This window comes from Candidatus Poriferisodalis sp., from assembly GCF_965221945.1.
Lineage (GTDB): Bacteria > Actinomycetota > Acidimicrobiia > Acidimicrobiales > Poriferisodalaceae > Poriferisodalis.
Window position 1 is genome coordinate 2,717,155 of the sequence record NZ_OZ244925.1, and the last position, 13,275, is coordinate 2,730,429.

The following is a 13,275-nucleotide window of genomic DNA, read 5'->3' on the forward strand; positions in this document are numbered from 1 at the left end:
CGCACAAGCGGGACGCAATGAGCAACGACCCAATGAGAGACGACCCAATGACAGACGGCCCAGCAACCAACGAGACGATCGAGTTCGGGCTGGCAATTCGCCGCAGCGACGACATCGCCGGCCAGGCACGCGAGATCGAGGCGCTTGGGTACGACTACGCCACCACCGGTGAGCACGTGTTCTTCCATGTGCCGACGTCCAATGCCTTCATCTCGCTCGCAGTCGCGGCAGGTGCCACCACGACGCTCAAGCTGATGTCGTCCATCACGCTCATCCCGCTGTACCCGGCTGCGCTGTGCGCCAAGTTGGCGGCATCGCTGGATGTGGCGTCGGGAGGGCGATTTCACCTCGGCGTGGGGGTCGGCGGCGAGATGCCGTCCGAGTTCGAAGCCTGCGGCGTACCGGTGCGTGAGCGCGGCGCCCGCACCAACGAGGCGCTCGAGATCATCCAGCGGCTGTGGACAGAGGACAATGTGACCTTCGAGGGGCGCTTCAACACGCTGTCGGGCGTGACGCTCGCGCCCAAGCCCGCCTCACCGCCGCCGATCTGGGTGTCGGGCCGCCAAGACGCTGCGTGGAAGCGAGCGGCTCGCTACGGCGACGGCTGGCTGCCGTACATGTACACGCCCGAACGCCTGGCGCAATCGATCGAAGCAATTGCGGGGTACCGCGAGGACGAGGGCAATGCGACACCGGTCGAGTCCGGCATGTTCGTGTTCTTCTGCTGCCATGAGGACAACGACACCGCCGTCGAGTACGCCGCCGAACGGCTGTCCAAGCAGTACGCCCAGGATTTCTCCCTACTGGTGCACAAGTTCGCCATCGCCGGCGACCCGGACCGCTGCGTTGCACGCCTGCGCGAGTACATCGACGCTGGGGCCCGCACCGTCGTGCTCAGCGCAGCCTCCCCGATGCACTACATAGAGGAGAGCGAGCGCTTCATGGCCGCTGAAGTGCTTCGGAGGATCCGCGGCCAGTAACCAGCCTCACCAAGGCGCAGGGGTGAAGATCGCATGACAGCAAAACGGTTCTTCGAGACCACGCTCGAAGCGGGTCGCATCGACGATCTGAGCGCGTCAGGGGGGTGGCCGAACCGGCTGCTTGACGATCAGATCACCAAGTGGACCGCTGAGCGGTCCAGCGCACCGGTCATCACCGACCGTTTCGGCACGATGACCTGGGGCGAGTTCGGTGCCGAGGTGGACGCCGCCAGCAAGGGTTTGCTGGAGATCGGCGTCCGTCCAGGCGTGATCGTCCAGCTCCAACTGCCGAATTGGCGCCACTTCGTCGTGGCTGCGGTGGCCTGCGATCGCATTGGTGCCGTGGCCAATCCGGTTGCCCCGATCTTCCGGCACAACGAAGTCACCGTCATGAGCGAGCTCGGCCGGCCGATGGTCGTCATCACCGCCGACAGCTACCGAGGCTTCGGATTGGCGCAGATGCACGCCGAACTCCGGGAACGCTGTGAATGGGTGGCCGAACTTGTGGTGGTGCCGAGCCCGTCAACCTCGATTGAGGACGAATCGTGGCTGCCCGCTGACGCGATGACCTGGGAGGACCTGATCGAGGAGGGCCGGTTCTCGTCCTACGACCGCGCCGCCGTTGACCTGTGCCGTCCGGGGCCGAACGACGTCTGCGAAATGATGTTCACCTCAGGTACCACCGGGTTGCCCAAGGGCGTCATGCACACCCACAACATCCTGGAGGTGGCCGTCGACGCGTTCTTGGACACCGTGTGCGAAGGGCTTGTGCCGCATCCCGGTGCAGGGGCGCCGCAGGCGTATGTCAGCCATATGGCCTCCACCCTCGGCCACCAGACCGGCTACCTCTACGGGATGCGTCTGCCGTTGCATGTCGGCGGTCACGTCGTCATGCAGGACGTGTGGGATCCGGTCGAGTTCGTGGGTCTCATCGAGAAGCACCGGATCCAGCTCTCGATGGGCGCCACACCGTTTCTGGCCGATGTACTCGGCGTTGAGAGCTTGGCCGATCACGACCTGTCCTCGTGGCAACGCTTCCTGTGCGCAGGCGCCGCGATCCCCCGTCCCGTGCTCGAGCGTGCCATTGAGCTGCTGCCGGACTGCACGGTCATGCCGGGCTGGGGCATGACCGAGTGCGGCCTGCTGACGGTGGGCATGCCCGATGATCCGCTGGAGCGCCGCCTCACCGATGGGCGAGCAGTGCGCGACAACGAAGTGCGCGTCGTCGACGAGGCCGGCGAGCCTGTGCTGGACATCGAAGGCGACTTGCAGTGCCGGGGAACGGCGTTGTTTGCCGGCTACATGGCCGGGCGCGAGTTCACCGCCCAGCACTGGCCCGACGGATGGTTCGACACCGGCGACCGGGCGATCATGGATGCCGACGGTTACATCAGCATCGCGGGTCGCAGCAAAGACCTCGTGATTCGTGGCGGTGAGAACGTCCCGGTCAGGGAAATCGAGGACGCGCTGCTGCGGCATCCCGCCGTGGGCGTGGTGGCGATCGTTGCCAAGCCCCACGAGCGCCTCGGCGAGATCGGCTGCGCGTTCGTGCAGCCCGTCGGCGATCCGCCCACACTCGCCGATCTCACGGAATTTCTGGACGCTCGGAACGTGACTCGCCAGTTCTGGCCCGAAGACCTAGTCATCGTGGACGAGTTCCCGATGACGCCCAGCGGCAAGATCCAGAAATACCGTCTGCGCGACAGTCTCGACTGAGCCGGTCTCGACTAAGCCCGGCGCCCGCTAGGGGTACGAAACGGGGATGCCCGCGGTCGTGTAGGTCACCCTCGGGTCCCACAGCAGCCAGTCGCTGATGCCAAGGTCGTGAGCGGCATCTATCTGAGCACGCACCTCAGCGGGTCCGTAGTCGACACTCAACGAGAAGTCCTGCAGCCAGGGCACGATCGCCGTGTTGGTGCCGGCCAGCACATTCTGGAATTCGGCAAGCGAAGCCCGCGTGATGTCGTAAGGCTGTGCTTCGGGGTGCGAGACGCCATATTCGCCCCGGCCCCAGTGCGACGGATACACCATCGGCGCCACATAGTCAACATGACTTGACATCGCGCCGACATCCTGCGCAATCCACTCGCCACGGTCTGCGGCGATGCCGAACACCGACACGCCGTGGAACACCTCGGCCTCCCGCAGCATCGTTCCCGCTTCCGCGAGGAAGCTCACGATGACCGGCGAGGGATCGCCGCCGTCCCAACCGGGAATGCGCATGCCGCTGAGGTTTCCCTCGGGTCGGCGCATGTAATCCCAGAGGATGTCGTCGATGCCTGCAGCGGCCGCTTCTGCCGCGATGTCCAAGTTGTACTTCCGCACAACCGCATGGTTGAAATTGGTAAAGCCGCCATAGGTGGACAGCAGCGGCCGGCCGTCCGGGGTCTGCAATACCCAGTCGAGGTTGCCGGTCGAAGCTGCGTAGCGAGTGAGCACCGGGTCGTTGAACGCCACGATGCGGCCGATCACGCGCACGCCCATGTCGTGCAACTCGTCAATAGCACTTCGTAGGTCGAATAGGTCCTTCGAGGAGCCAACCTGGCGCGCCAACGGAATCGATGTCGAATGGCCGATGTAGCCATCCTCGTCCTTGAGGTCGAGCTGGACCGTATTGATCCGGCCCTGTTCGATGAGCTCCACGATGCCCGAACGGAGCCCGTCGTGATCCCATGCGGCGGCGCTGACATGCACACCGGTGGTGTGGGGATAGCCGATGGGCACGATGAGGTCGAACGAAGTGCTGTTGCCTGCGGCATCGGTCGCGATCACCGGAAGCGGGCCGCCGGGCGGGCTCGACAGGGTGAGGCTGAATGAACCAGACGACGTGTCGAGTTGTTGATCGCCGATCTGCAGGGACACGCCCGCCTCGATAGACCCGGCCAAGACCACCGGCTCGCCCAGCGGCACCGGGTCGTGAACTCTCGGCAGGTCGATTGCCGGAGGTGTCCCGTCGACCGTGAACGTCACCGCTGCCTGAGACGTGCCGAAGAAGCGCCGGTTCACGTCCAGGGTGACGATGTGCAGGCCCTCAGTCAACCCGGGTACCGGCCACACGATCCGGTTGTCGTAACGCTGAACGCCGCTCACGGGCAATCCGTCGAGCAGCATTTGGGCCGATTCGACGTCACCACCCCTCACGCTGAATTCCAGGACGGCTCCCTCGAGGTGGCCGGGCTGCAACATGGCACCCTCATGGATGCCGCCGATGGTGATCTCGGTGACGCGCAGCGCCCCGACCGCCACGACTCCGACCCCGATCGTCGCCGCGGCGAGCAGGATCACTGCAATCAAGCGGCCGCCACGGCGGCGCTGGTGGGGCCGTCCCGCAGTGCTGATGACAGCACGATCAGCCACCCGGCGGGCACGACGACTCAACCCCGTTGCATACAGCGGTGCCTCGGACTTCGACGGCCTCCACGGAAACCCCCAGCCTTCCGCCGGGTCGACCGCCTGGGGAGCAGTCTGGCTATCGACGCGGCCGCCGAGGTCATTGCCGACCAGCGACGGCCCGACTTCGAAGCCGTGCTGGGTCAGCGACCAGCGAGCGCCTCGCAGCCCCGGTACCGAGCCCACCGGCGCCACGATGCCCGATCGCTGCAATGTGCCCAGCGACGCCTGCACGACCTGGTTGTCCAGAGCTGCAGCCGCGCTGATCTCGCCGATCTCGGCCGTACCCCCACGGACGAGCAGCTCACGCAGTATGCGCCTGTCGGCAGGCGCCAACAACGGCATCGGATCGAGTGTATTGAGGCTGCTGAGCACCCTTTAGTCAGGCGCCGACGATTCAGCCCAGTGACGCCTGCGCGGGGTGGCGGGCAGTGACGGTGGTTGTGATGCCACCCCGGACCAGCCAACGCGTCTCGACCGTTGCTTGTTTCGGTGCGACGGCAGCAACCAAGTCGTCGAGGATGCGGTTGGTGATGGCCTCGTGATGGACGGGCTCGTCTCGGTAGCTCCACAGGTAGAGCTTCAGCGACTTCAGCTCCACGATGCGGCGATCCGGGATGTAGGCGATCTCGACGGTGGCGTAGTCGGGCTGCCCGGTCACGGGGCAGACGCACGTGAGCTCGGGCGTCGTGCAGCGTACCTCGTAGTCGCGGTCCGGGTAGGGATCGTCGAGCGCGATGAGGTCCTTGGACGGTTCGCTTGCCATTGCGGATCTCCTCGACTGGCAGGTGCCGCTACCGGTCAGTAGGACAGGGTGGCGTGCGGTGTGTTCTCCGCCAACCCGAGCGGTGTCACGGCAACGAATTCTGCGCGCTCGGTGAATTCGGCCAAGTTGCGGGCGTTGGTGTAGCTCATGGCGCTGCGGAGGCCGGCCATGAGTTCGCCGATCAGCTTGCCGGCCTCGCCCCGGTACGGAACCGTGCCCTCGACGCCTTCAGGTGCCCGCTGCTCGAAGTACTCGTCGTCGATTTCCTCGCCGTGTCGCTCGGCTCGCGCCTCGATGGCCTCGAAGCTGGCCATTCCCCGGATGCGCTTGCGCAGCCCGTACGGCCCCTGCTCGACCTCGCCGGGGCTCTCCTTGGTGCCGGCCAGCATGCTGCCGATCATCACGGTTTCCGCGCCGACGGCAAGTGCCTTGGCGATGTCGCCCGAGTTTCGTATACCGCCGTCGGCGATGACGGGGACGTCGAGCCCGGCATCGGCCAAGCCGTTGATCACGTTGTCGGTCGCAGTCAGCTGCGGCACGCCGACTCCCGCGACGAGTCGTGTCGTGCAGACGCCGCCAGGTCCGACGCCAACCTTGATGGCATCGGCGCCAGCTTCTGCCATGTCGATTGCACCGTCGATCGTGGCGACATTGCCGGCGATGACGTCGACCTCGCCGAAGTGCTCTTTCAGGCGGCGCACGCCGTCGAGGGCGTGATCGGCGTGACCGTGCGCGATGTCGAGGACGAGCACGTCTGCACCTGCCGCAACCAGGGCCTTGGCCCGGTCGCCCATGTCGTGGTCGGTGCCCACCGCGCCGCCGACCACCAGTGCCCCGCCGTCGACCCGCTTCACCACAGCAATCTGGCTCGCCTGCGTGTCGATCGGCATAAACCGGTGGACGATGCCTGCACCGCCGAGACGGGCCATGGCGATGGCCATCTCGTGCTCGCAGACCGTGTCCATGTTGGCTGCGATCACCGGCAGTTCAATCTCGATGTTGCGTGACAGGCGGGTGCGCACCGATACGTGACTGCGGCTGCGGATCGACGAGCGCTGCGGCACGATCAGCACGTCGTCGAAGGTCAGTCCGGTTCTCAGGTCGCGCAGTTTCATGAGCGGCCCCAAGCTACCGTGACCCGCCATGAGGCCCCGGCGCAGAACTGTCGTGACGGTCGTTGTGCTGCTGGTGATCGTCGCCGCGGCGGCGGCGGTCGGCGTCTGGCGGGTGCTCGGCTCCTCGCCGGAAGAGGTCAGCCTGGCCGAAGCGGTCGCTGACGCCGAGCTCGTGCAAGAAGATGCCACACCGGGTGCGACGACCACGGTGGCTGCCGCAGATGATGAGAGCAGTGATGCAGCACCCGAGGGCGGCGCCAGCGACCATGACAGAGACCAGGAATACGTCGTGGTCATCCCGGAAGGCAGCGACGCCGATGCAGCCTCTCCTTCAGACGACGTTGTCACGATCGATGACATCAACGGCAGCTGGGCCGTCGACGCCGAGACTGGCTCGTTCACCTTAGAAGACGCCACCGGCTCGTTCGCCGGTTTCCGCGTCGACGAGGAGCTGGCGAGCATCGGCGCATTCACCGCGGTGGGGCGCACCGGTGCCGTCAGCGGCACGATGGAGATCGTCTCAGAGCACGTGACGTCAGTGGAGATCGAGGTCGACCTCACCACGCTGCAGACCGACGACAGGCGTCGGGACGGAGCAGTTCAACGGGCTCTGGGCGCCTCCCGGCATCCAACCGCCGCTTTTTCGCTCACCGAGGACCTGCACATCGAAGGCGCTGCGGTCTCAGGGACAGCAATCATGCTGCCGGCGCCAGGCGACCTGACCGTGAACGGCATCACGCGACCCGTTGTCGTCGACATCCAAGCGCAGCTGGTGGGCAGCGTGATCGCCGTAGTGGGTTCTGTCGAGGTCACGTTCGCCGATTTCGACGTGACCGTGCCGCAGGTGCCGGTCGTCCTCTCCGCCGAAGACCACGGCATCATGGAGTTCCAGTTGCTGTTCCGGCGCCGTTAGGCGCCGGAACCATCAGACACAGCGGCGCTCTTGAGCAAACGTGCAGTGTGCAGCCAGCGCGGGCATGATGTGGCGCCGATCCGGCCGAACGAAGGAGCACCCATGGCAACCCTCTCTGCGGAACCGCTTTCCAAGACCTACGCGACCGTCAATGGCAAGCGGATGGCATTCCACGAGTCCGGATCCGGCGATGCGGTCGTGTTCCTCCACGGCAACCCGACGTCGTCGTACCTGTGGCGCAACATCGTGCCTCACGTGCGACCGCATGCCCGCGTCATCGTGCCGGACCTGATCGGTCAGGGCGATTCGGACAAGCTCGACGACACCGGCCCCGATTCGTACCGGTTCGTGGAGCACCGCGAGTACCTCGACGGGCTGCTCGGTCAGCTCGACCTGGGCGACAACATCACGTTTGTGATCCACGACTGGGGCTCAGCGCTCGGTTTCGATTGGGCCAACCGGAACCGCGACCGGGTGGCCGGTCTCGTCTACATGGAGGCCATCGTGCGGCCGATGACCTGGGCCGAGTGGCCCGAGGCTGCCGCCCGCATCTTCCAGGGCTTCCGCTCGCCCGCCGGCGAGGAGATGGTCATCACCAAGAACCTGTTCGTCGAGGCGGTGCTGCCCGGCTCGATCCAGCGCAAGCTGAGCGACGAGGAGATGAACGAGTACCGCCGCCCGTTCGTCGAGCCTGAGCATCGGCGTCCGACGCTGACGTGGCCCCGCCAGATCCCGATCGAAGGCGAGCCGGCCGACGTGACCCAGATCGTCACCGACTACGGCGAGTGGCTGTCGGGCTCGGATGTGCCGAAGCTGCTGGTCAACGCAGATCCGGGTGCGATCCTCAACGGCCCGCAGCTCGAGTACTGCCGCACGTGGCCGAACCAGACCGAGGTGACCGTGGTGGGCAACCACTTCTGCCAGGAGGACAGCCCCGACGAGATCGGCCAAGCCATCGCTGACTGGCTGGGAAACCGCTGATCCAGCGGTTAGTTCCGCACAGTCGCTGACCCCGCTGGCCCGCAAGTCAGCAATGTCGCACGCAGACCGATGTGCTGAGCGCTACGACGGCAGCGCGTGACCTAGATCGGCAACGACAGCAAGATCTCCTTCGGTGAGTGCCTCCGCGTCGACAGATCGGGCCAAACGGCGGAGTCGAGCGAAGGTGTACCGGAGGTCCTGCTCAGGCGAGAAGTGCTTCACCAACGTCGCTCTGACCCAGCTACATAGCTCTTGTCCACCTCCGACGATCGACTCGGCGACGACGTCGAAGTTGCAACTGTGGACGAGACGGACGAGATCATGTATGTCCGAGCCAATCTTCGCAGGGCTGCCACCCTGCGGGCGCCGAGCAATAGCGACGGCCTTGAGGGCGATGAGCGACGACGTGGTCGCCATCGGAGCAGTTGCCGTGGCGATGATGTCGCTGTCTTCGACGACAACCAGATCGGTCGGCTCACTGGTGGCCATAGCCATTCGCCGAGCGAGAGCGAAAGCGCGCTCACTGGCCTCCGCTGGCAGCGGTGTATCGGACGTGTCGGCCATGACATCGACGATGACAGAGGTGCCGTCATGTTCGAGTTGGAGCTTCGCGGCAGCGAGCCGGCCAGCGTTCGGCGCGGCGACGAGTACCTCCACGAGCTTGGTCTGATCGCGGCTCACGGCGTCGATGTCGTTGGTGAGGCGGTGGAGGCGAGTGATACGCACGTTGACGGCGAAACCGCCGATCACTGCCCAGGCAGGCTCAGCAGGGAAACGAGAGAGCGCGGATACGAATGACCGAATTCGGCCACCCCGATCACCGACGAGGACAACGGGATCACCAGGCACGCACGATCCGTTCAGGTTTCCACTGCTGAATGGCTTCGAGGCCGCGAGCTTTGTCCTGGGCGATGTCCAGGGCGACGACGATGTGGTTAGCCACGGGCCACCGCTCTTTGGATGTCTGGGAGTGGTCGAGACGGCGCAGGCAAACCAGCCGCACCGGTGCCACCGCGACGGTGCACGCCCTGACAGCGGGATCGTCGGCATCACCGAGGAGCAATCGGGCGGCGCGCAGAACTGAGTCGGACTGCACATAGAAATCTGGTGGGTAATCCCCCCGCGCAAGAATTGGCATGCCCCACGACGCAGCAGCTCGAGAGTCGGTGAGCGCCCAGCCAAGCGTGTGCTCAGGCTCGTCGAGTCCGAGTTCCAGCCGCTGCGAGGCCTGGGCACGTGTAGGGGGGAGTGCCGCCAATGCAATTGCTCGCCGCTTCCAGACCGTCGTCAACTCATGGAAAAGGTCTGGGATGAGCGGCTCACCTGCCGCGGTGAGCAGGCCGTCGTCTCTCAGTCCGGTCATGGCGCCGGAAACAGCGCTCGGCGCACGGTCAATGAGCCGCGCTGTCTGGCGGACTCCGTGGGGTTCGTCGGGAGTCAACAAACAGTAGATTGCTACTTCCTTGGCGACCTGGCTGTCGAGTGACTTACCGAACCCGCCCTTCTCGGGGAGCGTGGACTCTACGACCGTGTCGACGATCAGAGGTGGGGCCATGATCCGCATTTCTCCGCGCCGGTCGAGGTAGTTCACTCCCGCTTCACGCAGAGTCCGCTTGGCTTCGGCAGCAATGCGATCGGCAATGACGAGCACGGGCGCTCTCCGCCTGACGCCTCCAGCCAATCGCTGTCCGTGCTCCGCGGTGATCATCGACTTGACCTCGACATCGAATCGCTGACCAGCAATTTCGACGACAGCGTCAACTGAACGATCATCGCCCCAAGACACTCTCGACAACACCTTGGCAACGACACCAAGACGCGCCAGCGTCTCGATCAGCGCCGCCAGTGCATCATCCTCCAACGCTGCGACTATCCGTCTCGGCACAATACGAGCCTACATGCGTTCCGTGTTCTTGTATGCGAGAACACAGAACGCATGACTGTGCCGAAGGTGCCTCAGGCTGCGGCGTGCACCGCCTGCGCGTCGATACAGAACAGTGAAGATGTGTGCGGGGAGCGGCACCGAACGCCGGCTTCAGCGAAGCTGCTCCAGGAACTCCGCAACCGACATGATCGGAATGCCATAGTTGCGAGCCTTCGTGGCCTTGCCGGAACTGCTGGCAGGGTCTGCCGCTACCAGCAGATCGCAGTTCTTCTTGGTGACGGTAAGGACGGGCACCAGGCCTGCGAGAGCGGCAGCTTCCTCCAGCAACTCACGCGTCACTGATGATCCGTCAATGGTGGCCGTGCCGGTGAAGCAGACGCGCAGGCCAGCGCCGAGATCTCTGGCGCTAGGCAGCGCGGTGACGTCGGGAATCTCAACGTCGCCCACGTTGAGCGCAGCTGCGATGCGGATCAGCAACTCGTGCTCTTCCGGCGTCACGACATGGTCCCGCACGACCGCCGTCGCGATGGACTCGAAGTATGCGCGATGCGCGCGTCACGCCTGGGCCTCGCTGATACCCAACTCAAAGGCAAGCTCCTCGAACGTTGGGGGCGGCTTGAACCATCGACGGCGTGATGCCATGAACACCCACGGCGCCGATGTCGCGCATCGGGTTGACGAGCGAGTCGAACTCATCGGTGATTTCGCCCCGAGCCACGTCGATCTCCACCGCAGCAATCTCCACAATGCGGTCGTGCTTGGAGAAGCCCGTCGTCTCACAGTCGATCGCGACGATTCGGTGCTGGTTCACCGCAACCTCCTCATCCTGCTTTCGCCGTCCTGTTCTCGGCTGCCGATGTTCACCGTCATTGGTTCTCTCATCCTGTGCTCGGCGTGCTGGGCCTCATGCCTCGTGGACTTGGCTGTATCGCGCAACGTGGCCGTTGGATTGCTGTCACGAGCGGGTCTCCCGTTCAAACCCTTCCAAGTTGACCGCAATCGCCCGCGTCGGCACCCGACCGGTGTGGAGGACCACGAGTTCGTCCCGAGCGCGAGTCATGGCGACATACAGCTCCGACATGCGCATCGCGACATGCTCAGCGATCTCTTCTTCATCGCGGCAGTTCGAGGGGATGGACGGAAAGTCAGCGCCGAGACCGGGCAGCAGCACACGCTTGAATTCGAGACCCTTCGACCGAAAGTGAGTGCCGACGTTGACGCCTCGCCCGCTCTGTCCGTCGTAAGACTCAAGTTCGGTGACCAGCACTCCTTCCGCACGCAGGCGAGTCGCGACCTGACGCGCTTCGCTGCGGGTGCTCGTGAGTACGGCCACATCACCGGGCGCAGCATCAGGAGACTCAAGTATTGATCGGACCCGCGCCGCCACTTCCCCGAGTTCGGCGTCTCGGCTGCGGCAGCTCACCAGACACGGCAGCGGTCCGTGACGCAGTTCGGCCGTAGTCTGCTCGGACCGGTCGTAGCGTTCGTCGAGATCTTCGACTTGCAGACCAGAGGCAACAGCCCGTGCAGCGGTCGCGATCTCCGCGGTTGTGCGCCAGTTGACGCCCAAGACTGCCGAACGTCCGCGAATGTCCAGCCCAGCCTGACTAACCGTCCATCCGCCCGGGTAGATCCGCTGCGCCGCGTCGCCGACCATGAACAAGCCGTTGCGCGGATCGCTGCTTCCGCCGTTGACCAGCGCTCGGATCAGCATCAGGCCGGTCATGGTGAGATCCTGCACCTCGTCCACTACCGCCGCCAAGTACCGGCGCTGCGGCGCAGCGTCCGCCACACCGAGTGCGCGTAGCAGCACATCAGCAAAGCTCATGGTGCCGCGGGCCGCGAGCTCGGCGTCCCATGCTTCGCGCAGCTCCCACACTCGGCGACGTTGCGCCTCCGTCATCCGCACACGGCGGCCCGTTCGCTCCGCCGCCAGGTAGTCGTCGAGTGTGCTGATCGCGCGGCCCTTGATGACGCGTTCGATCTCATCCTTCAGGTAACGGTCGGTGAACGCGGTTGCCAAACCAGACGGCGATTCCCTTCTGAGCACGGCGGAAGCGGCGGCCTGGTAGGCGCTCTCGATGGCTTGGGGATCCGTCGTCACACTGATGCCGTGACGTTCACAAGTCCGTCGAGCCAAACGGTCGACATTCACGAACTCGATCTGATCCCGTTGGGCGTCGGCGATGCGTCCATACAACGCTGCGAATACTTCAGGCAGCGACCTGATGTACGTGCTGAACAGGATCGGCAGCTCGTCTGCACCGCCGTCGCCGCTTGACGCTCGCAGCGGAAGTTGCTCTTCGGCTCGTCGTCGACGTTCGGCGCACTGACTGGCCAGCCACGCCGCTCGATGCAGCGCGACGACGGTCTTGCCCGAGCCAGCCGGACCGCTGACTCGTGCAGGTCCAGCGAAGTCGCGCTCGACGAGGTTTCGCTGGCGCGGGTGCAAGAACACCATCCAGTCCTCGATCGGTTTCCCAAGCAGCTCTCGAAGCTGCGCGGGATCCAGTTCGGCGAAGTTGCCAGCACCCGCATCGCCTGTCAGGTCGATCTCGATGAGTCGGTCCTCTTCGGTCGGAACCGGCTGTATCGCTTCGGTGCGTTCGCGGTCGATCTCGCGCACACCGGTGTCGTCGGGAACCCCGTACACCGCGAGCCTGAATGCCGCGTCGAAGCGTTCCGGCGACAGTGTGGACTCAAGCGCCATCACATCATCGTCCGAGTTGACAAGTCGAAGCCGTGCGATGTCTTCATCGTTAAAGCCGTACTGCCGCAGCTCGGAATGGCTCCAAGGACTGAAGGTCAGCCCTTCGTTGCGGAGGCGCCGGCCGCGCACGGTGTCGTAGTTCTCGTCGGCCGAGTTCTCAGCCTCGCGTTCGAAGACCCGGAGATCACCCACCTCGTCGTAGTCGATGCGCATGCGGCGAGCGCGTCGGAAGATCGCATGGGTGCCGTACAACAGCAGCACAACGGTCTGGTTGAAGAGCTGCCACACGAGGCGTCGATCATTGGCGCGCCCGCCGACATCGGAAGCGAACAATTTGCGGCCATTCGTTGCCCGGCCGACATCGTGGGTGTGCAGGCTGGGGTGCCGGAAGGGGCGTTCTTCAAGCCAGCTGTGTGTTCTGTCCAAGGCGCTGGCGTAGATGTCATCGCCGGCCAGTGCGGCAACAGAATCGAAGTACGACTTGGTGGTGACAAGAGCGAACGCCATGGGCGCGGAGTCTCGCGCGACCCTGCGG

Annotated in this window: 12 protein-coding genes; 4 read left to right on the forward strand and 8 right to left on the reverse strand. The window is 64.9% G+C overall.

Annotation, left to right across the window (positions count from 1 at the left end):
- The first annotated feature begins 47 nt into the window (after nt 1-47).
- Complete coding sequence (locus ACOQPH_RS12630) at nt 48-980, forward strand: LLM class flavin-dependent oxidoreductase (protein WP_420621736.1); 933 nt, start codon at nt 48-50, stop codon at nt 978-980.
- 33 nt (nt 981-1,013) lie between these two features.
- A complete protein-coding gene (locus ACOQPH_RS12635) occupies nt 1,014-2,696 on the forward strand; it encodes an AMP-binding protein (protein WP_420621737.1) in 1,683 nt (560 codons plus the stop codon).
- A 27-nt stretch (nt 2,697-2,723) separates the two neighbouring features.
- Here the strand turns inward: ACOQPH_RS12635 and ACOQPH_RS12640 are convergent, their stop codons facing one another.
- The 3 genes from ACOQPH_RS12640 to guaB are packed head-to-tail and all read right to left on the reverse strand — an operon-like array spanning nt 2,724 to nt 6,251.
- Nucleotides 2,724-4,715: a putative glycoside hydrolase gene (locus tag ACOQPH_RS12640; RefSeq protein WP_420621738.1), complete on the reverse strand. Its 1,992-nt coding sequence runs from the start codon at nt 4,713-4,715 to the stop codon at nt 2,724-2,726.
- A 52-nt stretch (nt 4,716-4,767) separates the two neighbouring features.
- Nucleotides 4,768-5,136, reverse strand: coding sequence for a preQ(1) synthase (queF, locus tag ACOQPH_RS12645; protein WP_419554409.1), 369 nt, complete (start codon nt 5,134-5,136; stop codon nt 4,768-4,770).
- Nucleotides 5,137-5,171: 35 nt separating this feature from the next.
- On the reverse strand, nt 5,172-6,251 hold the full coding sequence (gene guaB / locus ACOQPH_RS12650; RefSeq protein ID WP_420621739.1) for an IMP dehydrogenase: 1,080 nt from the start codon (nt 6,249-6,251) through the stop codon (nt 5,172-5,174).
- Nucleotides 6,252-6,279: 28 nt separating this feature from the next.
- Between guaB and ACOQPH_RS12655 the strand changes: the two genes are divergently transcribed.
- Together ACOQPH_RS12655 and ACOQPH_RS12660 are read left to right on the forward strand one after the other, a co-directional pair.
- The gene (locus ACOQPH_RS12655; RefSeq protein WP_420621740.1) at nt 6,280-7,164 is read left to right on the forward strand and encodes a YceI family protein; all 885 of its coding nucleotides are present in this window, start codon (nt 6,280-6,282) and stop codon (nt 7,162-7,164) included.
- A gap of 102 nt (nt 7,165-7,266) precedes the next feature.
- On the forward strand, nt 7,267-8,145 hold the full coding sequence (locus ACOQPH_RS12660) for a haloalkane dehalogenase (RefSeq protein WP_420621741.1): 879 nt from the start codon (nt 7,267-7,269) through the stop codon (nt 8,143-8,145).
- Between the two features lie 81 nt (nt 8,146-8,226).
- Here the strand turns inward: ACOQPH_RS12660 and ACOQPH_RS12665 are convergent, their stop codons facing one another.
- The 5 genes from ACOQPH_RS12665 to ACOQPH_RS12685 all read right to left on the reverse strand — a co-directional run bounded on the left by ACOQPH_RS12665 (nt 8,227) and on the right by ACOQPH_RS12685 (nt 13,247).
- Entirely contained in the window at nt 8,227-8,895 is a 669-nt protein-coding gene (locus ACOQPH_RS12665) for a hypothetical protein (RefSeq protein WP_420621742.1), read from the reverse strand.
- Between the two features lie 88 nt (nt 8,896-8,983).
- The gene (locus ACOQPH_RS12670) at nt 8,984-10,030 is read right to left on the reverse strand and encodes a hypothetical protein (RefSeq protein ID WP_420621743.1); all 1,047 of its coding nucleotides are present in this window, start codon (nt 10,028-10,030) and stop codon (nt 8,984-8,986) included.
- 150 nt (nt 10,031-10,180) lie between these two features.
- Entirely contained in the window at nt 10,181-10,528 is a 348-nt protein-coding gene (locus ACOQPH_RS12675) for a hypothetical protein (RefSeq protein ID WP_420621744.1), read from the reverse strand.
- A gap of 85 nt (nt 10,529-10,613) precedes the next feature.
- The gene (locus ACOQPH_RS12680; protein ID WP_420621745.1) at nt 10,614-10,841 is read right to left on the reverse strand and encodes a PolC-type DNA polymerase III; all 228 of its coding nucleotides are present in this window, start codon (nt 10,839-10,841) and stop codon (nt 10,614-10,616) included.
- Between the two features lie 144 nt (nt 10,842-10,985).
- Nucleotides 10,986-13,247: a 3'-5' exonuclease gene (locus tag ACOQPH_RS12685; protein WP_420621746.1), complete on the reverse strand. Its 2,262-nt coding sequence runs from the start codon at nt 13,245-13,247 to the stop codon at nt 10,986-10,988.
- Between the last annotated feature and the right edge of the window lie 28 nt (nt 13,248-13,275).